At 48.5% G+C, this 18673-nt stretch carries 19 protein-coding genes; 5 read left to right on the top strand and 14 right to left on the bottom strand.

Features of this window, described 5'->3' with window-relative positions; all coding sequences use genetic code 11:
* Positions 1–25 precede the first annotated feature (25 nt).
* Both CFERDRAFT_RS03835 and CFERDRAFT_RS03830 read right to left on the bottom strand, forming a co-directional pair.
* A complete protein-coding gene (locus CFERDRAFT_RS03835) occupies positions 26–982 on the bottom strand; it encodes a hypothetical protein (RefSeq protein ID WP_006365898.1) in 957 nt (318 codons plus the stop codon).
* Positions 979–2043: a lysylphosphatidylglycerol synthase domain-containing protein gene (locus tag CFERDRAFT_RS03830; RefSeq protein ID WP_006365897.1), complete on the bottom strand. Its 1065-nt coding sequence runs from the start codon at positions 2041–2043 to the stop codon at positions 979–981. The genes CFERDRAFT_RS03835 and CFERDRAFT_RS03830 overlap by 4 nt, the downstream gene beginning before the upstream one ends.
* A gap of 222 nt (positions 2044–2265) precedes the next feature.
* Here CFERDRAFT_RS03830 and CFERDRAFT_RS03825 point away from each other — a divergent pair, with 222 nt between their 5' ends.
* Positions 2266–4098, top strand: coding sequence for an AMP-dependent synthetase/ligase (locus CFERDRAFT_RS03825; protein ID WP_006365896.1), 1833 nt, complete (start codon positions 2266–2268; stop codon positions 4096–4098).
* 167 nt (positions 4099–4265) lie between these two features.
* Here the strand turns inward: CFERDRAFT_RS03825 and CFERDRAFT_RS03820 are convergent, their stop codons facing one another.
* From CFERDRAFT_RS03820 to ffh, 7 genes are all read right to left on the bottom strand, one after another.
* Positions 4266–5084 (bottom strand): HhH-GPD family protein, encoded by an 819-nt coding sequence (locus CFERDRAFT_RS03820; protein ID WP_006365894.1) that lies wholly within the window; start codon positions 5082–5084, stop codon positions 4266–4268.
* A gap of 20 nt (positions 5085–5104) precedes the next feature.
* On the bottom strand, positions 5105–6013 hold the full coding sequence (locus CFERDRAFT_RS03815; protein WP_006365892.1) for an MBL fold metallo-hydrolase: 909 nt from the start codon (positions 6011–6013) through the stop codon (positions 5105–5107).
* A 91-nt stretch (positions 6014–6104) separates the two neighbouring features.
* A complete protein-coding gene (gene rplS / locus CFERDRAFT_RS03810; protein WP_006365890.1) occupies positions 6105–6467 on the bottom strand; it encodes a 50S ribosomal protein L19 in 363 nt (120 codons plus the stop codon).
* A gap of 43 nt (positions 6468–6510) precedes the next feature.
* Positions 6511–7191: a tRNA (guanosine(37)-N1)-methyltransferase TrmD gene (gene trmD, locus CFERDRAFT_RS03805; RefSeq protein WP_040433061.1), complete on the bottom strand. Its 681-nt coding sequence runs from the start codon at positions 7189–7191 to the stop codon at positions 6511–6513.
* 54 nt (positions 7192–7245) lie between these two features.
* Positions 7246–7749: a ribosome maturation factor RimM gene (gene rimM / locus CFERDRAFT_RS03800; protein ID WP_006365888.1), complete on the bottom strand. Its 504-nt coding sequence runs from the start codon at positions 7747–7749 to the stop codon at positions 7246–7248.
* A 23-nt stretch (positions 7750–7772) separates the two neighbouring features.
* Entirely contained in the window at positions 7773–8183 is a 411-nt protein-coding gene (gene rpsP, locus CFERDRAFT_RS03795; protein ID WP_006365887.1) for a 30S ribosomal protein S16, read from the bottom strand.
* A 46-nt stretch (positions 8184–8229) separates the two neighbouring features.
* Positions 8230–9579 carry a signal recognition particle protein gene (gene ffh / locus CFERDRAFT_RS03790; RefSeq protein WP_006365886.1) on the bottom strand — a complete coding sequence of 450 codons (1350 nt, stop codon included), beginning with the start codon at positions 9577–9579 and terminating at the stop codon, positions 8230–8232.
* A 162-nt stretch (positions 9580–9741) separates the two neighbouring features.
* On the opposite strand from ffh, the gene rfaE1 reads away from it, so the two are divergent.
* Entirely contained in the window at positions 9742–10728 is a 987-nt protein-coding gene (rfaE1, locus tag CFERDRAFT_RS03785; protein WP_006365884.1) for a D-glycero-beta-D-manno-heptose-7-phosphate kinase, read from the top strand.
* On the opposite strand, the gene CFERDRAFT_RS03780 is transcribed toward rfaE1, so the two are convergent.
* The 4 genes from CFERDRAFT_RS03780 to CFERDRAFT_RS03765 all read right to left on the bottom strand — a co-directional run bounded on the left by CFERDRAFT_RS03780 (position 10697) and on the right by CFERDRAFT_RS03765 (position 15029).
* Positions 10697–11332 (bottom strand): START domain-containing protein, encoded by a 636-nt coding sequence (locus CFERDRAFT_RS03780; RefSeq protein ID WP_040433060.1) that lies wholly within the window; start codon positions 11330–11332, stop codon positions 10697–10699. The two genes, rfaE1 and CFERDRAFT_RS03780, sit on opposite strands and share 32 nt — an antisense overlap.
* A gap of 49 nt (positions 11333–11381) precedes the next feature.
* A complete protein-coding gene (locus tag CFERDRAFT_RS03775) occupies positions 11382–12053 on the bottom strand; it encodes an START domain-containing protein (RefSeq protein ID WP_006365883.1) in 672 nt (223 codons plus the stop codon).
* Between the two features lie 63 nt (positions 12054–12116).
* Positions 12117–13772 carry a S41 family peptidase gene (locus tag CFERDRAFT_RS03770; RefSeq protein WP_006365882.1) on the bottom strand — a complete coding sequence of 552 codons (1656 nt, stop codon included), beginning with the start codon at positions 13770–13772 and terminating at the stop codon, positions 12117–12119.
* A gap of 777 nt (positions 13773–14549) precedes the next feature.
* Positions 14550–15029: a RidA family protein gene (locus CFERDRAFT_RS03765; RefSeq protein ID WP_006365881.1), complete on the bottom strand. Its 480-nt coding sequence runs from the start codon at positions 15027–15029 to the stop codon at positions 14550–14552.
* A 187-nt stretch (positions 15030–15216) separates the two neighbouring features.
* Here CFERDRAFT_RS03765 and CFERDRAFT_RS03760 point away from each other — a divergent pair, with 187 nt between their 5' ends.
* The 3 genes from CFERDRAFT_RS03760 to thiD are packed head-to-tail and all read left to right on the top strand — an operon-like array spanning position 15217 to position 17295.
* On the top strand, positions 15217–15864 hold the full coding sequence (locus CFERDRAFT_RS03760; RefSeq protein ID WP_006365880.1) for a thiamine phosphate synthase: 648 nt from the start codon (positions 15217–15219) through the stop codon (positions 15862–15864).
* Positions 15861–16490 (top strand): thiamine phosphate synthase, encoded by a 630-nt coding sequence (gene thiE / locus CFERDRAFT_RS03755; protein ID WP_006365879.1) that lies wholly within the window; start codon positions 15861–15863, stop codon positions 16488–16490. The genes CFERDRAFT_RS03760 and thiE overlap by 4 nt, the downstream gene beginning before the upstream one ends.
* On the top strand, positions 16483–17295 hold the full coding sequence (thiD, locus tag CFERDRAFT_RS03750; protein ID WP_006365878.1) for a bifunctional hydroxymethylpyrimidine kinase/phosphomethylpyrimidine kinase: 813 nt from the start codon (positions 16483–16485) through the stop codon (positions 17293–17295). The genes thiE and thiD overlap by 8 nt, the downstream gene beginning before the upstream one ends.
* A 7-nt stretch (positions 17296–17302) precedes the next feature.
* Here the strand turns inward: thiD and CFERDRAFT_RS03745 are convergent, their stop codons facing one another.
* Complete coding sequence (locus tag CFERDRAFT_RS03745) at positions 17303–18637, bottom strand: UDP-glucose dehydrogenase family protein (protein WP_006365877.1); 1335 nt, start codon at positions 18635–18637, stop codon at positions 17303–17305.
* Positions 18638–18673: the final 36 nt, after the last annotated feature.

The raw sequence follows: 18673 nt of genomic DNA, 5'->3' as shown, positions 1-18673 counted from the left end.
ATCATCTCTTCTATCTGAAACCTCCTCATCCATCCAGCACCGTGCGGCAGACATCAGCAATCATTTTTGCCGCAGATCTGTTCTGCAGCGGCGTAAGCCGTTTCAACTCGGCTGGATCAAGACCGCAATGAACAACCTTGTTCAGGGCAGAACCGACAAAGATCGTTGATGAAAACTGTGCAATCATCATTCGTGAATTGGCTATCATCTCCTCCGTCCGTCCTTCACTGAAAACCAGGCTCTCAGGAGCATGAAGTTCTATCTCCCTTCTGGCTCGTTCAACATTTTCATTGGGATGGAGCTTGAACAAAAGCTGGCTGCCGTCAGCCATGTCAAGATACTTCTGGATATTTTTCGGGCGGTTCTCATATATAAATGTTTCCCGATTATCCGAGGTACAGACAAGGACGTAATCGTGATGCTTAAAATCATTCTGAAGGTACTGGGCACAATTATCGAAATTCGGTATGCTTGTAACCTCGATTTTAGCCGGATTTACCCCTTTGCGAATAAAAAGATCACGGTACCCTTCACTGGCAACACAGAACTTTTCATAGGCGTCAGACAAGCCGGTTGTCGCTGTTCCGGCAACCCATCGGGGTATCCATTGAAAGTTTCTGGCAAGATGGTAGAGCGTGGTTTCCGGTTCGGTCATACCCTCCTGGACCAGCACGATTTTGCGGCGTCGGATATGCTTCGGAACAATAAGATCTGTACAGGTCAGAACCAGATCATAGGCATGCCGATATCCGCCAATATCAAGCTGAAGTTCGTGAGCACGCAGATAATCAAGGGTACGGTCAGAACGCTTGCGGCCCATGATGGTAAACTCAAGAAGCCCCATATCACTGGCTGTACCGAGCAGACCATCACTGAAAAAGGGTGAAAAATACTGGTCATAATCCTTCATCCACCCGGCAATCTGATGCATCTGGGTGGTCTGATTCATGGAGCCGCATATAAATAGTACTTTTTTCCTCATGACTTTTTGTTACTGACTTGTTCAGCATCTTGCAGATGAACCCCTGAATAAAACATGATCCCGTAACCGAATGCGTACCAAAGGAGTTCCTTGCAACGCCTCAGCAGCACAAATGCCCCGCCATAGGCCAGAAAATCATGCATTCCGAGCGCCTGAAAAAACGCGATGTAGCCGAGATCCTGTACTCCAAGCCCCGAAGGTACGAAAAAAAAGAGTACACGCAGCATGGTAAGTGAAGCGTCTATTGCCAGCACCTGAAAAAACGAGATCTTGACACCCAGAAGCGTCAGGATAATATAGCTCTCAATGGCAAGCATGAACCAGGCAAGCACATAGATAAGCATAATCGGTATAAGCCTCCTTGCAAAAGGCCCGGTGAAACTCTTCAGCTCAACATCGGTATCAAGAAATCCTGACTCCTTTGAAAGAAGCCATGTTTTAACCTTTTGAAAAGGGATACACATCAGGATTGCGTGCAGTTTTTGAGCCGCCCTGCCATTGAGAAGAAGCAGAAGAAGGGTAAGAAATATCAGAAAAACGCCTATGCCGGTGCCGATCATGATATAACCGAGTCCGCCGAAACCGAGCATGTTGAAGGAGACGGTCTGAAGAAAGGAAAACCCCGCTACTGCACAGAAGACCGTATAGATCCCCTGGGCAACACCAAGCATGAGTTTGCGAACGGCAACACTGGCAACTCCGGACGGAATCGGAATACCCATAAACCTGAAACAGAGAAACGGACGAAGGGGCTCACCGACCGCCACTCCGGCGGGAAGGGTCATGGAGACCGTTTCAGCAATCAGTTGTATTTTCAGGAGTTTGAAAAACGATATTGGGACAGTGCTCCCGGGAAAGAGCATGAACCAGGCAATGGATTCCAGCACATGGAGCCCGAGATAGGGCAGAAGAATAAAGAGTGAGGAAAAACCGATAAGTGAAATACGCTCAACAGCTCCCTGGAGATCAACCTGACTGAAAAGATAGGCAATCAGTAAAATACCGAGACAAAGACCGGCATAACCAGTCCAGGATGAACCGGATTTTTTTTGATTCTGCATGAAAAACCTGGAAACTGTGCTAAAAAAAGAGTTGAAACTCATTTCACCATTTGCAAAGATAGTAATTGATTGTTAAATATTTATTCAATCATGAGGTAGACAACAATTCAGCCTCAACTACCGGGAGGCGGGCCACAACCGGCTCTGACTCGATGCAGCTGTTCAGAACAACAGGCTGTTTTCCCTTAAAGGTTTTCTTCCATACGTAAAACGCTCTAAAAGATGGGACTTATCAATCCTGACTTCCAGACATTGCCGGAACTCTTTACCTCTGTATTTACCCATTACAGGGGTCAGGAGTCAAAATTTCCGATAGCAAGAAAGGTGAATGGGGTCTATGAGCCCATCTCGTATCGGGAGTTTGAAGAGGATGTCCACCACTTCTCCGCATTCCTGAAAAACAACGGCATTTCACCAAAAGACCGTGTCGCCATTCTGTCTGAAAACCGGCCCGGCTGGTACCTTGCCGATATGGCTATCCTGAACATCGGTGCCATTGATGTACCTCTCTACCCCTCCCTTCCGCCAAACCAGATCGAATATATTCTCAACAACTGCAGTGCAAAAGCAGTCGTTGTATCCAACATGCTCCAGCTTGGCAAAATCATCTCTATCTGGCAGAACCTGCCGGAATTATGCCTTGTGATTGTCATGAACCGTCTGGAAGAGAACGTTGAAGATGTCATTGACCTTAACCAGGCAAAAGAGGAAGGTAAACGGGTACTTGAAGAGAAGCCCTGGTTTCTTGAAGCTGCCCCTGTGGAGCCTGATGATGTTGCAACCATCATTTATACCTCAGGCACAACTGGACTGCCAAAAGGGGTTATGCTCACCCATCGGAACCTCTGTGAAAATATTAAATCCTGCTCTTCAATCATCCGGCTTGATGAATCCGACTGCGGTCTCTCCTTCCTGCCACTCTCGCATGCCTATGAGCGCACCGGAGGATACTATCTGCTCTTCTCCTGCGGAGCGAGCATCTATCTGGCCGAGAGCATTGAAACCATATCAATGAACATGGCTGAAGCCCGGCCAACGATCATCTTTACGGTTCCGAGGCTTTTTGACCGCATAAAAATGAGTATCATCAAGCAAATCTCATCCCAAAACGCCATAAAGCAGAAGATATTCTACTGGGCAGTTCAGACGGGAGAAAAATACCACCGGCAGCTCAATGAAAAAGGGAGGGTAACCGCTCTTCTTTCCCTGCAGCATACCCTTGCCGAAAAGCTGGTCTACGAGAAAATAAAACACAAATTCGGAGGACGGTTGCGCTATTTTGTCTCCGGTGGAGCCGCCCTGCCGCAGAAAATCGGTGAGTTTTTCCAGGCTCTTGAGATCTCCATTCTTGAGGGATTCGGCCTGACTGAGACCTCACCGGTAACCCATGTCAACCGCCCTGAAAAAATCAAGTACGGGACAGTCGGACCTGCAGTAAACAATGTCACGGTTAAAATTGCCGAAGATGGCGAGATTCTGCTCAAGGGCCCGAACATCATGAAGGGATACTGGAAAGATGAAGAGGCTACACGGGAGGTGATCAGGGATGGCTGGTTCTGTACCGGCGATATCGGTGAGATCGACAAGGATGGCTATCTGAAAATCACTGACCGCAAAAAACATATCATTGTCACCTCCGGCGGCAAGAATATCGCTCCCCTCCCCATTGAAAATCTTATTTCCGAAAGCCCTTTTGTTGATCAGGTCATCGTCATCGGTGAAAAAAGGCCATTTCTGATCGCACTGATCGTGCCTGATTTTGAAAAACTCATGGAGTACGCTTCCAGCGAGGGAATTCAGGCCGCTACAAACAAGGAGTTGATTGAGAGCAAGAGTGTCATACAGATTTATGACAAGCTGATGCGCACCATTTCACGTCAGCTTGCCACGCATGAAAAAGTTCGCAAGTTCCTTCTGATTGACGATGCCTTCACCGTTGAGAACGGTCATATGACTCCTACCCTGAAACTCAAGCGTAAAGCGATCACAACAAAGTTCGCGGCTGAAATCGACAAGGTCTACAACGCCCTCAACGCTGTTTACAACACCGAGTGAGTGAAATAACAGGAGTAAGGTGCACCTTAACCCCGAAGCAACCTCTTAAATCTTTTATAAGTCCTATAGGACCCATAAGACCTATAGGACCCATAAGACCTATAGGACCTATAGAAGATTCAAGAATAAACCTGGCAGTTTAGCTTCCCCCCTCTCGCCCCGACAATTCACTTCTCCCGGATTTTCAGCATGGTTCCACCCTGCTCTTCCACCAGCCCTTCGCGCACGAGGTCAGCGATGATTTCACCCATATCCCACGGGCAGGAACGGTATTTCTCCTCAATCTCTTCAAGAAAGATCCCCTCACGCTGGACAAGCTCCCTTATGAGGCGTCCCCGATACCATCGCTTTGACCCCTGAAACTTTGACTGCCGGCTAATCGGGCGGATTCCGGATCTGCGGCTGGTCAGCGCCAGAGAACCGTAATCCATGAGGGCATTATGCCACTCACGGCTGCGGCCATGCGGCAGGAGCTGCTCTGCAGCAACCTGTATCGCGGCTTTCCGGGTATCTTCAGGAAGGGTAAACTCGTGCATGATGATTCTTCGGATGTTGGTATCAACAGCTGCAACATCAAGATTATCGGCAAAAACCGGAATGGAGCGAGAGGTATACTCCCCGATACCGGGCAGAGATTTAAGCTGATCCGGTGTGGAAGGCACAATACCGTCGAAACGCTCCATGATCAACCGGGCAGAGAGCTGGAGCCTCTGGCCCCGGGAGTTGTAGCCAAGGCCGCTCCAGAGAGCAAGCACATCCCTGAGTGAGGAGAGCGCAAGGGTTTCCGTATCGGGAAAACGCTCCATCCAGACCCTGAATTTTTCAGCAACCCGGTCGGCCTGCGTCTGCTGAAGCATGATTTCGCTGACCATGACGGCGTAGCGATCTGTGGTCTCCCGCCAGGGAAATGATCTTCGGTTGGTGCGGTAGAAATCAAATATCTTCTCGCGAAAACCTTCTATCTGTTGCTGATGCAATACAATCAAAGCAGGAACGAACTGTTCTGTTAGAGGTCAATAAACTTGTCGACTACAACGGCTCCTTTATCATCGCGTCTGAGCGTTGCCGCCTGATGAGAGGGATCATGGCCGAAGAAAAGCATCTCCCGTTCTTCAGAGGCGTGATGAAGCAGTGCAGTTTTCTCTTCGATAACGGTAAGCGGTTCGATATCGTATCCCATAACCCATGAAGAGGGCAGATGTGCCGAGGAAGGGATGAGATCGGCAGTATGCACTAAACTCCCTTCAGCACCGCTCACCCTTACCAGCTGCTGGCCTTTTGTATGACCATTGCTTGAAAAGAGCTCGATGCCTGGAAATAGTACCCGGGGTCCGTCAAGCAGCTCCAGTCCGGAGAGCCTTCCGAACGCCTCAATGAAAGCAGAGGAGTAACTGACTCTCTCCTTCGGGTTGGGCTTAAGCGCTGAAAGGTAATTCTCTCTCTGAACATAGTGGCGGGCATCAGGAAAGAGCGGCTCAAGCTTGTCGGCACCCTGCCGGAAAGCTCCACCGACATGATCGAAGTGCAAATGGGTGTAGATGACATCTGTGATGCTCGTAATTTCCAGACCAACAGCCTTCAGTTCCGCCTGAAGCCGGCAATCCGAAAGGGCATAAATCGACCGGAGTTTGTCCGGCCAGGCGGTTCCCATGCCGGTATCTACAAGAATATGGCGGCCTTTACCTGCAATAAGAAGGACTCTTGCCTTGAGATTTATGCGGTTGAGATGATCGGCAGGAGCAAACTTTTCCCACATGACTTTCGGCACAACACCGAACATGGCACCGCCGTCAAGAGCAAAGTCCTGTACATCGAGTGAGTAGAGATGATAGTCGCCAATCTGCATCATCTGGATGTAAATAAATTGCGCTGAAGAGGAATCAGGGGCAAGTATAGAGTTGAGGTCACTGCGCATCGCCGACCTGCATCACGGTTATAGCCGTCAGGAGTGTGCAGGAGAAAAATCCGGCAGCATCGGTTGTGCTGCCGGATTGTCGAAAAGAAAATCAGGCTTTCTCTACAACCTTGCGCTCTTTTACTTTGAGTGCAGCTTTGCCGGTACGCTTGCGCAGGTAGAAAAGTTTTGCTCTTCTTGCCTTGCCGTGCTTGAGCACGGTCACGCTCTCAATATTGGGTGAGTTAACAGGAATGATCCTTTCAACACCAACTCCATGAGAGATCTTGCGAACCGTGATGGTTTTGGAACCACCGGCTCCGCGATCGCTGATAACAACACCCTCAAAAGCCTGAAGCCTCTCCTTTTCGCCTTCAATAACCTTCAACTGTATTCTGACGGTATCACCCGGCTGAATATGCGGAAAATCGGTAACGGCCTGGGTGGCTTCAACTAACTGAATTAACTGATCCATTTTCGACAACTATTTACGTTATTTTTTTCTTCAATTCCTAAAATCATTCACGACCTAAAAGATCGGGCCTGCGTGTTCTGGTTCTTTCAAGAGCATTTTCACCTCTCCACTGCTCTATTTTGCTGTGATGACCGGACATCAGTATATCGGGAACCTTCATCCCCCTGAATTCAGCCGGTCGGGTGTAATAGACACAGTCAAGAAGCCCATTCTGAAAAGAGTCGGTCAAAGCCGATTCACTGTCTCCAAGAACTCCCGGTATAACCCTGAGCACAGCGTCCATGAGCAGCAGCGCGGGTATCTCACCCCCTGAAAGAACAACATCGCCAATCGAGATCTCCATGGTGATGAGCTTCTGGCGTATCCGTTCATCTACCGCCTTGTAGTGGCCGCAAAGAATAATCAGATTCTGCATCCCTGAAAGCCTGTTTGCCAGAGACTGCTCAAACAGCTTCCCGTCAGGTGTCAGAAAAATCACCTCATCATACGCTCTTTCGGCCTGCAGTGCCTCTATACAGGAGAATACCGGTTCAGGACGAAGAACCATTCCTGCACCCCCTCCGAAGGGAGAATCATCAACCTGCCGATACCTGCCCAGTCCGTAATCATGCAGGTTATGAATGTGTATATCCGCATACTGTTTTTTCCGGGCGATACTTAACAATCCATTATCAAGCACTGAATCGAAAAACCCCGGAATGACGGAAATCACATCAATCCTCATTGCATCCAACGTCTTGGAACAGTTCATCAAACGTTTCAGAGACCAACACGACAATCACAGAAATTCGTCGAATCTCGGCACAACCATAAACTTATCACGAACACTGATCTCTTCAACAAACTCTTCAATGGCCGGTATCAGAATCTTTCTTTTACCAACCTCTACTTCATAAACCTCATGGGCAGGCATCGCAAGAATATCGGTTACGGTACCAACCTCGTTTCGATTACGATCAAGAACTTTGAGCCCTATCAGCTCATGAATATATGCCCGGTTTTCCGGCTGCGGCAGAAGCTGATCCTCATCAACATAGAGATGCACTCCTGCCAGTGCTTCGGCTTTCTCCCTTGTGTCAATTCCGTCAAAGAACACCCACGCAAATCCGCCTCCAAGGGAGGCTTTATGAACGGTCAACCGATCAACTGCGTCAGCGGATCTGCCTGCGTAATACTCCTTGCGGGAGAGAAAGCTTTCAGGGAAATCGGTAACCGGTTCCACCTTCACCTCACCCGCCAACCCTTTCGGCTTGAGGATGACACCTGCAAGATAGAGTTCCATGCTACCGTTCCGTGAGCGTCAAATCAGGCTTCGCTGCCTGCTGCGGCTTTTGCTTCGGCCTCTTTTTTGGCCTGACGGCGACGTGACTTCACAACAAGGCGCTTTTTGCTTCTCTCGACCTTGCTTGCCTGCCACTGTTCCATCTCAACGGTTATTTCAGCTTCGCTGCGACCTCTGCTTTTCAGCCTCAGTTCATGCAGCAATCCGGTAGTACGAATCAGGCTGCGGACCGTTGCTGTCGGTTGAGCACCAACGCCCATCCAGTATTCGACACGGTCTTTCTTGAGTGTTACGGCATGCGGTTTGGCTGTCGGCTGATAGGTCCCGATTACTTCAAGAAATTTGCCATCTCTCGGTGAGCGCGCATCAGATGCGACAATCTGGTATACCGGCAATTTTTTTCTTCCTGCTCTTTTAAGTCTGATCTTTACCAAGGCTCAAGTATTTTAGTTAATGGTAACTGTTAACAGTAAATGCAATCTATCTTTTTAAAAACTTGTCAAGTGCAAGATTCTGCGAAGTGATCTTTCTGCCCGACTGTGACAGCCTGGATACCGAACGCATCATCTTTTTCATTTCACCGAACTGCTTGAGCAGAAGGTTCACCTCCTGGACTCTCGTGCCGCTGCCGAGAGCGATGCGCTGACGGCGGCTGCCGTTGATGATATCAGGATTTGACTTCTCCTGTCTGGTCATGGAGTTAATCATGGCTTCGATAGGCTTGAAATCCAGATTTTCAAGATCCTGCTTTGGAACCATCTTGTTCAAACCCGGCACCATCTCAATCAACCCCTGTATTGAGCCCATTTTTTTAAGCTGCTGGAGCTGATCGAAAAAGTCGTTGAGATCAAACTCATTTTTCATGAGTTTTTTCTGCATCTCAAGCGTCTTCTCAAGATCCAGAGACTCCTGTGCCTTTTCAACAAAACTGACTATATCACCCATACCCAGAATCCTCTGGGCCATACGATCAGGGTAAAAAACATCAAGATCATCAACCTTTTCGCCGATACTGATAAATTTAATCGGCTTTTCAACAACCTGACGGATGGAAAGCGCAGCTCCGCCCCTTGCATCGCCATCAAGTTTGGTCAGTACAACACCATCAAAATCAAGGCGGTCGTTGAATGCCTTGGCTGTATTAACCGCTTCCTGACCCATCATCGAGTCAACAACAAAAAGCAGTTCATCAGGCTTGAGTGCATGCTTCAATGACTCAGCCTCTGCCATCATCAGGTCATCAATCTGAAGGCGGCCGGCTGTATCGATAATCACAACATCCCTGGCCCCTGATCGCGCAGCTTCAAGGCCCTGAAGTGCTGCCTTCAATGCATCCTGCTCTTCGATGGCAAATACCGGAACCTCGACCTGAAGAGCGAGAGCCTTAAGCTGATCAATGGCCGCAGGACGATAGACGTCAGCGGCTACCAGCATCGGGTTTTTACCGTTCTTTTTCAGTCGAAGCGCGAGTTTCGCACAAAACGTGGTTTTTCCGGAACCCTGAAGACCGGCAACCATAATCACGGCCGGAAGTTTCTTGGGTGAAAGGTTCAGAGGCTTCTGCTCACCTCCCATAAGTTCAGTGAGCTCATCATAGACGATTTTTACAATCATCTGCGCAGGAGAGACGCTTTTGATGACCTGCTCGCCAAGGGATTTCTCCCGTATATCCTCAATTAATTTCTTCGCTACCTTGTAGTTGACATCAGCGCCGAGAAGTGCGCGCTTGATATCGCGCATCGCGAGACCGATATTGATCTCGTTAATGGTGGCCTGACCTGCAAGTTTTTTGAAGGTGGCCTCAAGTTTATCGCTTAGACTGTCAAACATCGGTTCCTGCTTTTTTCATATAAAGCTTAAAAATGCTTAGCTTTAATTATAACAAAATATCGCAAAAAATAAAATGAAACAATCATATCTTCATAGCTGATCAGGTTATTATTCCCTTTTTTTTATGCCCCGGCATCCGAACATATCAGGAAATAACAGGTTATGACCGAAAACTTCATGGAATCCCTTTTACACACCTTCCGCAGCAAACGGATAGCCGTTATCGGCGACATTATGCTTGACAAGTATATTTTCGGCCATGTCTCCCGCATCTCCCCGGAATACCCTGTGCCCGTAGTCGATGTAACCCATGAGGATCACCGGCTGGGCGGGGCTGCAAATGTTGCCCTTAACACCCTCTCGCTCGGAGCGGAGACCATGCTCTTCGGAGTAACCGGTGCCGACAGCAACCGGGAGATACTGCTCGAACTGTTCCGCGACCGGGGACTTGCCGCCGAAGGACTGATTTGCGACCCGTCAAGGCCTACGACCTGCAAGACCCGCATCCTCTCTCAAAACCACCATATTACAAGAGTGGACAGAGAAAGCCGGAAAGAGATCGATTCCGACACAGAAGAGGCGGTTCTCGACTCTCTGGAGAGCGTTATCGGCACTCTTGATGCCATCGTTCTTGAAGACTACAATAAAGGTCTTCTCACCGAACGACTCATCAAAAGCATCATTACGACCGCAAAGAAGCAGAATATTCCCCTGCTTGTCGATCCGAAACTTCTGAACTTCTTTGCCTACAGGGGGTGCACGATTTTCAAGCCTAACCTCTCCGAAATGGCAGCTTCGCTCGGAATTGCCGTGCAGAACAATGACCGGGAGGTAGAAGAGGCCTGCCTCCGGCTCCAGGAGAAACTACAGACTGAAACTATTGTTGTGACAAGGAGCGAAAAGGGTATGACACTCTACAACGGCTCCTTCACCCATATCGGGGCAACATCAATGGAGGTGGCTGATGTATCAGGAGCCGGAGATACCGTTATCGGAATGCTCGCTCTCGGAGCCGCTTCCGGTGTTGACATCGTAACGAACGCCACCATAGCCAATCTGGCTGCAGGAACGGTATGCCAGGAGGTGGGAGCTGTACCGGTTAAGCCGGAAAAACTGCTCAGGGCATATCAGGAGCATCATCGACAATAGCAATATGCTGCTCTATCTCCTTAGGATATGGGGGGGTGTATGAGCTGTCCATTGCAAGCGTCCTCAGATTGTTCAGGGAGTGGAAGGGAACATCAAACATTCCCGCATTTCCAACGGCAGCAGGAACATCCGAGCCCGGATCGACATGCATCACAAAGGTGAGCTGAACCTTTCCGTGCCCATTCGGAGTAAATACCCACAATCCGGATGCATGGCGAACACGGTGATAGTTCGAATTAACCGGAAGATAATCGGGCTCCCCGGTCATGGTAACAGCTATGGAATTCTCTCCGGCTAAAGCCAGACCGGTACGAATGATCATCTCCCTCTTCTGCAGCGGCCATGGGGTGTCGATAACCTGACGCACCACATAATCAATCCCGTTTTTCTCCAGTACCTCCATCTCGGCAAGCTTGTGAACCCAGCGGCTATAGCTTGCCATGTCATGAAAAAGGCTGATCAGCTTTTTGAATGAAACCGCCAGCTCGGTCTCACCCTTGAAGCTGTGAATATCGGAACCATTAACCCTGGAAGAGTAAATTCGGACTCCCTTATGTTCTACACGGAAATCCCAGTTTTTCTCAAGGATAGATGTTAAATCCATACCGTCTGTTGACTGGTTATTGAGGACTGCAAGAGAAAGAGGCGAACACTCACTCGGCGATAAACTGCTGGTAATTCTGGATGACATCCTTCGCGGATTTTATGAAGGGTGCCTCTACAGAAATCCTGTACTTATCCTTCTTTACCATCTCACGCATATTGTTCATGGTGTGGTAGGGCGTATCAATAACGGCAATATTGGCCAGCCATGAGGGGATCTCGCCACCCGGTTCAATGTGAAGACGGAAAACCACCCTGCACTGGTTTGCAGAGAGCGGGATGATGTTCCATGCCCCCTCAAGATGGGGAACACGAACATATTTATCGTTTTTCGGCAGAAAGTCAGGCAAACACTCAAGCTTGATAAAAACCTCGGAGGTGTCAGGATCCATATACCCCTGGGAGCGGGTTATGATTTCACGATCGGAAACCGGCCAGGGAGCACTGACAAGCTGATAGACAACCCGTCCGTTATCTTTCTCTCCATTATCTGCTGAAAGTTCCTGCAAAAGGCGCATCTCTTTGGTTTTCCATACCCACTCGGTGGCGGCTTCAATATCAAACAGAAGACTCAGTACGGCATGCTGTGGAGCATCGATGGTAGCTATGCCTACAAACGAGAGGAAATCAGAGGAGGGAACGGGACAGGTAAATATTTTCAACCAGTCATTTTTCAGGCGCAACGTACAGGTTTCGCTCTGGATTTTTTCAATTAAAGACATACGAATGTAATGTTTTGATTATTAAGTAAAGCAGAAGGCGATTAATCAATACCGTCAAAACACTCAGGGCTGTCGCATTGGCACAGATGCTGCTATCCTGACAACCGGATCTGCACTCTGCACAACAAACGTTATCTGACCAACAGCGCCAAAGAGCTGATGAGCTATCCTTGATTTTACGGCCTGAACCAGCTTGAGACGATCACGAAGAAAAACTGCCCGGTCAAACCGGATTTTTTTAAGTTTGCAGGTTTTTATAACCAGAGCCTCAAACACACGCTCTTCGGAATAATTCGCAAGAAAACTCTCCAAAGAACCGCGGTGTTGCTGCACCAGGCTACGGGGATCATCAATAATTTTCAGGGCGATATCATCAAAAGAACCCGAACGAAAAAGCTCCTGGTAAAAATCAGAGTAACTTTTTCCGGTAACCCAGAAATCAGGAATAATCCCTCCGGCATTTTTCAGCGCCAAAAGCTGACTTTTCTCATCCGGAACTTTCCCGTTGAGCGACGAGAGCAACCCGTAAAGAGAGGAGGTTCTGTAAACCGAAACCTCACTGTTTTTCAAATAGAGTAAACTGTCAGGATTTGTAAAGAGTTTCTCAGGTCGAATGGTTGTGAGCGCGTCCTGAAAATAACTCTCCCGACCCGTCCCGCCTTTATGATACACCCGCTGTATCTGTCGGCCGGATGGGGTATAATATCGTGAAACGGTAAGTCGAATTGCCGAACCATCTGCAAACTGAAGCTGCCGCTGTACCAGTCCCTTTCCGAAGGTCTGTTCTCCCACCACAACCGCCCGCCGGTTATCCTGGAGAGCACCGGCAAGAATTTCAGAAGCTGATGCACTCCCTTTGTCCACCAGCACAATAACTTCACCCGTCTCGTAACTGTCACCGGAGCGCGCAATAAATCGCTCATTCTCGACTCCGCCGTTACGGCTTTTTGTATAGACAATCAACGCTCCCTTTGGCAGAAACTCATCAGCCACGGCAACAGCCTGTTCAAGAAAACCACCGGGATTTCCTCTCAGATCAATAACAAGGCGCTTCATGCCCTGCTTTTTAAGCCTGACAAGCACAGTTCTGAACTCATCGGCTGTGGTTGCAATAAAACGGCTCAATCGAATATAACCTACCCGGCTATCAAGCATAAAGGCTGCATCGATACTCGATGTCGATATTCGACTCCGTGTAACCGTAAAATCGACAATCTTTCCACTAAGAGGCCTGAAAACCCTCAATTTCACCTGTGTTCCCTGCCTGCCGCGAAGCTTCCTCAATACCTGTTGTTCCGTAATACCAAGAGCGGAGAGAGAGTCAATGGCAAGGATACGGTCTCCCGGTAAAATTCCGACTGCAGCGCTTGGGCCGCCGGAAAGCGGCGTGACAACAAGAAGTGTATCGCTTGAAATATCAAATTCAATACCGATACCATCAAAATTCCCATCAAATTCGGCCTGGGAATAGGAGACCTTTTCCGGCTCCAGATAGACCGTATGGGGATCCAGATACTCCGCCATACCCTGTATACCTGCTCCCGCAAGACTATCGCCAGCTACATCATCAACATACATCGTTTTCATCAGACTGTAGGCTTCAAGCATTTTTTTCTGCTGTTCACCCTGCACGTCGCCTCTGCCGTTGAGTCTGGACCCGAGAAAAACTCCAAATCCGAGCACAAGAAGCATCAATACGATAGTAAGTATGCGGGACATGAAGTGGGGGTTTATTACAGGATAAGAGAACGCGTATATGCTCCATCAATCACAGTTTACCTATCACAGATCAAAATCACAAAAAAACAATAAGCAACAGAGCTCCGCCAATCCATACTCAAAGCCTAAACCATCAACCGTATCGCAAACAGAGCAGCAGATAACACTAACAGATCACACAATAATATCAGCCAATAACAAGAACAAACAAATCAGTAAGAACAAACAAGAAACAAGAACAACACCGCATAATGAGCAACAACAAACACCGGGCGACTCTCTAACAATACATCAAAAATAAACAACACCACAAAGATTAATACACCACATTAATGTCGAAACCACGATAACTTAAAGTATCATAAAAAAACCTTACAAGGCATACTAAAAACAAACAGAAAAAGATTTTTACAAACGATTTCTAAATAACATAATATACTAAAAATTACATTAAACCAATTGGATTATATTGTTTTATTTAAATTACTTATACTATTTATACTACAAGTAATTTAATGCATTTACAAGAATCATTAACTTTAACACAAAAAGCCGTATTCGAACTTTCTTTCTGGCTTCAGATTCTTTTACTGAAGATATTTAAAGGTTATGCGTTTATGATTTTCCTGTACCTATATCTGTTATATGACATAGGCTCAAGAAGAATATAAACGGTATTTGTGAGGCTACTTAATGGCGATCATTACAATACGACACTGAAGCTTTATGCTGAATGGTATGAATTATTCCTGCGGGTTATTATTTATTTTTATCCTGTCATGCCGAAGTGAAATCACACTGAACAACAAGTTCAATTTCAAGGCTTGCATCAAGAGGTAATTCTGCTACTCCGACGGCACTTCTTGCATGAACTCCCCGCTCTTCGAAGATTTCAAGAAGAAGAGAAGAGGCTCCATTGGCAACAAGATGCTGACTGGAAAAACCGGAGTCACTGGCAACATAGAGCGTAAGCTTGACAATCCGTTCTATGCAATCAAGGGTGCCTGTTACCGATTTGATGGCGGCAAGTGCGTTGAGAAGAGCGGTTCTGGCTGCATTGAAAGCATCTTCCCTGCCCTGATCATTTACCTTTCCTTTACCACCCGGTTCTATCAATTTACCGTTTTCGAGAGGGAGTTGACCGGAGGTAAAGACAAGATTACCGCTCCTGATTGCAGGGGAGTAGAGACCCGCTACTGCGGGCGGCTGAGGCAGAGAGAAGCCTGCTTTAATGATTTTTTCTTCGATGCTGCTCATTGGGGAATTGCTGGTTACTCTTGATTATCGGAAATAAAACCCTTTTCTCACGATGCATTGCGCTGTATGCCATCTATAAATGGTCATAAAACGATCCCGATAGAAATCGGAATCTCCCCAGGAAAGGCAGTTGCTATTACCATTAAAATTATTTATAGTCACTGAATTATCAAAGGATTTTGATTATATGGTGCATATTACTCCCCATAACGCTCCCCTGCCGCGCCTTCTTTTGATAAGCAGTGGCAAGGAAGCCCCTCTGATTGGCACACCTCTGCTCATACAGCTTCAACTCCTCCCCCGCTTTATGCCTTGCATGATTCAGATCAGGGAAAAACATCTTGATGCAAAACAGTTGTTTCAGCTTTCGCTCATGGCGGCTGAAATCGCATGCGAAAAAGAGGTCAGGATCCTGATCAATGAACGTGCCGATATTGCTCTTGCAGCCGCTCTTCACGGCGTACATCTGCCCGAAAACAGCTGCCCGCCCGATAAACTTCGCGCAATTGCGCCGGAATTGATCATCGGATGCAGCGTACACTCGCCGTTGTCTGCATGTATCGCTGAAGAGCGCGGCGCTGATTACCTGCTTTTCGGTCCGGTATTCGATACTCCCTCAAAAAGGAAATACGGACCGCCACAAGGAGTGGAAAAACTCGGCGCTTTATGCCGTTCAACCTCACTTCCTGTCTTTGCTGTGGGAGGCATTACACCACAAAACATCCCATGCTGTATGAAGCAGGGGGCCTATGGTGCTGCAGGAATCTCCATCTTTGAACCGGGCAGCGGGTTTGTCGCTACCTTTGAACAATTCCATAACACCCTTTATCAATGATGCCCTCCTCTCCCTTTCTCTGTGTCATTACCGATGAGGCTGTGTGCCCGCTCTCACTGGCTGAAAAGGCTCTGCAGGGTGGAGCTGCCATGATACAACTGAGACATAAAACGGCTTCCGGCAGTCAGCTTTTTTCCTGGGGTGTTGAAATCACCAGACGGTGCAGAGAGTACGGGGCACTCTGTATTATCAATGACCGCATTGATATTGCCCTTGCATGCAGGGCTGACGGTGTTCACCTCGGCCAGCAGGACCTGCCGGCTTCTGCCGCCCGTAAACTGCTTGGCAATTCCCGCATCATAGGCGTTTCGGCATCTTCACCTGAAGAGGCCATTCAGGCTGAACGTGATGGCGCGGATTATATCGGTTTCGGCCATATCTACCCGACACCGTCAAAAGAAAAAGGGTTTGATCCTGTCGGCCCGGAATCACTCCGGAGGGTCGCCGCACTCATCTCCCTGCCGATTATAGCTATCGGCGGCATCACCAAGAGCAATGCATCACTGGTCATAGGGCATGGAGCTGCAGGTATCGCAGTCATTTCCGCCGTCAGCAGGGCAGATGATCCCGTCAGTGCAGTACAAGAGCTTGTCTGCTCACTACAACAGGGAGATATTGATGGGTAAAAATTATGTGACCGTTCTCACCATTGCGGGCTCGGATGGAAGCGGAGGGGCAGGAATCCAGGCGGATAGTAAAACCGTTGGCGCCCTTGACTGCTATGCCCTTTCGGTCATAACTGCCGTTACAGCACAAAACACATGCGGAGTAAGGGGAATCTCCCTTCTCCCGGTTGAATCTCTTTATGAGCAGTTCAGGGCTATTGCCGACGATATCAGGATCGATGCCGTAAAAATCGGCATGCTGGGCAGCAGCGCCATCATCAGAGCTGTTTCAGGATTACTCAGAGAGCTTGAAAACAATCCGCCTGTCATTCTGGACACTGTTCTCGGCTCTTCCGGAGGCACCACTCTGCTGCCGGAGGAGGCTATCGAGGTAATGAAAGCAGAGCTCTTCCCTCTCGCAACCTTAATAACACCAAACCTGCCGGAGAGTGCCATCCTGACCGGCATGAAGCAGCCACCTGCAACCGATGAAGCTATCGAGGGAGCTGCCGTAATGCTGCATGAAGCCGGAGCGGCTTCGGTACTCATCAAGGGAGGTCACACTGAAGGAGGCGAATGCCGTGACTGCCTCTTCAGCAATGGCCGGTTTTTCTGGTTCAGCTCCAAAAAAATCGAGACACTCAACACTCACGGCACAGGCTGCACGCTCTCATCGGCCATTGCAGCATTCATGGCCAGGGGGGAAGTGATGGAACGTGCTGTAGAAAAGGCAAAAGCATATACAACTGAAGCCCTGAAGGCGGGAGCCGGTTACCATCTTGGCAGTGGCAGAGGCCCCCTTGATCATCTTTTCAGGTTTCGATAACCCTCTCTCAGACCCCACGGGGCGGGCGGCCGACAGAATAGTAGGTAAATCCGGAGATCTCCATGAATTCAGGATTGTAGATATTTCGGCCGTCAAAAACCACCGGTGTTTTGAGATCTCGTTTGACCATCTCAAAATCGGGGCTGCGGAACACAAGCCACTCCGTAAGAACCACAAGAGCATCAGATCCTTTTACCGCATCTTCAGGGTTTGCTGCATAGTAGATCCCCTCCCGATCTCCGTAGATTCTTTCAGCCTCGTGCATGGCTACAGGATCGTAAACCCTTACCGATGCACCCGCCTGCAGAAGCTCTTCAATAACCCTGCGGCTCGGGGCCGCACGCATATCATCGGTATTCGGCTTGAATGAAAGCCCCCATAACGCAAAAACACGGCCTCCGATCTCCTCTCCGAAATGGAGGCGGATCTTCCGGACTATGGTACTTTTCTGGTCTTCATTGACCGCTTCAACTGCCTGGAGTATCCGTGAATGATAACCGTATTTATGTGCGGTTCTTTCCAGCGCCTGGACATCCTTGGGAAAACAGGAGCCGCCATAGCCGACACCGGGATAGATAAACGAAAATCCGATCCTTGAATCGGAACCGATACCCCTCCTGACCGCCTCGACATCAGCCCCGACCCGCTCTGCAATGTTGGCTATTTCATTCATGAAACTGATCTTTGTGGCAAGCATTGCGTTGGCCGCATATTTGGTCAGCTCGGCCGAACGGATATCCATGGCGATAAACCGCTCATGGCTTCGGTTGAACGGAGAGTAGAGAAAACGAAGCAGCTCTTTGGTTCGGGGATCATCAACTCCGACTATAATTCTTTCAGGTTTCATGAAATCGTTGACCGCATCTCCCTCCTTGAGAAACTCGGGATTTGAAACCACATCAAAGTCAACTCCCGAACTCCGTTCGGCAAGAACCGAACTGATTTTTTCCCGCACAAGATCGGCAGTACCGACGGGAACTGTCGATTTGTTGATGACGATCCGGTACTCCTGCATATAGGTCCCGATACTTTCGGCAACACTGAGCACATGACGCAAATCTGCTGATCCGTCCTCATCAGGGGGCGTTCCTACAGCAATAAACTGGTACAATCCGAACTCAACACCCTCCCGGATGTCGGAAGTGAACTTCAGTCGGCCGGCACGGCTGTTCTCAACAACAATTTCCTCAAGACCGGGTTCATAGATGGGAATGTGGCCCTCATTGAGAGCGTCAATCTTCTTCCGGTCAATATCAACACAGAGAACATCATTTCCGACTTCAGCAAAACAGGCGCCGGTCACAAGACCGACATAGCCTGATCCGAATATGGTTATTTTCATTACAGAATTATTTCAGGGCTCGCCAGGGCTCTACGC

This window comes from Chlorobium ferrooxidans DSM 13031 (genome assembly GCF_000168715.1).
Classification (GTDB): Bacteria; Bacteroidota; Chlorobiia; order Chlorobiales; family Chlorobiaceae; genus Chlorobium; species Chlorobium ferrooxidans.
This window is presented reverse-complemented; position numbering and strand designations above follow the sequence as displayed.

Bases quoted from the DNA above. Each gene is read 5' to 3' on its own strand.
- CFERDRAFT_RS03835 (WP_006365898.1), bottom strand. From the start codon at position 982: ATGAGGAAAAAAGTACTATTTATATGCGGCTCCATGAATCAGACCACC.
- CFERDRAFT_RS03830 (WP_006365897.1), bottom strand. From the start codon at position 2,043: ATGCAGAATCAAAAAAAATCCGGTTCATCCTGGACTGGTTATGCCGGT.
- CFERDRAFT_RS03825 (WP_006365896.1), top strand. From the start codon at position 2,266: ATGGGACTTATCAATCCTGACTTCCAGACATTGCCGGAACTCTTTACC.
- CFERDRAFT_RS03815 (WP_006365892.1), bottom strand. From the start codon at position 6,013: ATGCGCAGTGACCTCAACTCTATACTTGCCCCTGATTCCTCTTCAGCG.
- rplS (WP_006365890.1), bottom strand. From the start codon at position 6,467: ATGGATCAGTTAATTCAGTTAGTTGAAGCCACCCAGGCCGTTACCGAT.
- trmD (WP_040433061.1), bottom strand. From the start codon at position 7,191: ATGAGGATTGATGTGATTTCCGTCATTCCGGGGTTTTTCGATTCAGTG.
- rimM (WP_006365888.1), bottom strand. From the start codon at position 7,749: ATGGAACTCTATCTTGCAGGTGTCATCCTCAAGCCGAAAGGGTTGGCG.
- ffh (WP_006365886.1), bottom strand. From the start codon at position 9,579: ATGTTTGACAGTCTAAGCGATAAACTTGAGGCCACCTTCAAAAAACTT.
- rfaE1 (WP_006365884.1), top strand. From the start codon at position 9,742: ATGACCGAAAACTTCATGGAATCCCTTTTACACACCTTCCGCAGCAAA.
- CFERDRAFT_RS03780 (WP_040433060.1), bottom strand. From the start codon at position 11,332: ATGGATTTAACATCTATCCTTGAGAAAAACTGGGATTTCCGTGTAGAA.
- CFERDRAFT_RS03775 (WP_006365883.1), bottom strand. From the start codon at position 12,053: ATGTCTTTAATTGAAAAAATCCAGAGCGAAACCTGTACGTTGCGCCTG.
- CFERDRAFT_RS03770 (WP_006365882.1), bottom strand. From the start codon at position 13,772: ATGTCCCGCATACTTACTATCGTATTGATGCTTCTTGTGCTCGGATTT.
- CFERDRAFT_RS03765 (WP_006365881.1), bottom strand. From the start codon at position 15,029: ATGAGCAGCATCGAAGAAAAAATCATTAAAGCAGGCTTCTCTCTGCCT.
- CFERDRAFT_RS03760 (WP_006365880.1), top strand. From the start codon at position 15,217: ATGGTGCATATTACTCCCCATAACGCTCCCCTGCCGCGCCTTCTTTTG.
- thiE (WP_006365879.1), top strand. From the start codon at position 15,861: ATGATGCCCTCCTCTCCCTTTCTCTGTGTCATTACCGATGAGGCTGTG.
- thiD (WP_006365878.1), top strand. From the start codon at position 16,483: ATGGGTAAAAATTATGTGACCGTTCTCACCATTGCGGGCTCGGATGGA.
- CFERDRAFT_RS03745 (WP_006365877.1), bottom strand. From the start codon at position 18,637: ATGAAAATAACCATATTCGGATCAGGCTATGTCGGTCTTGTGACCGGC.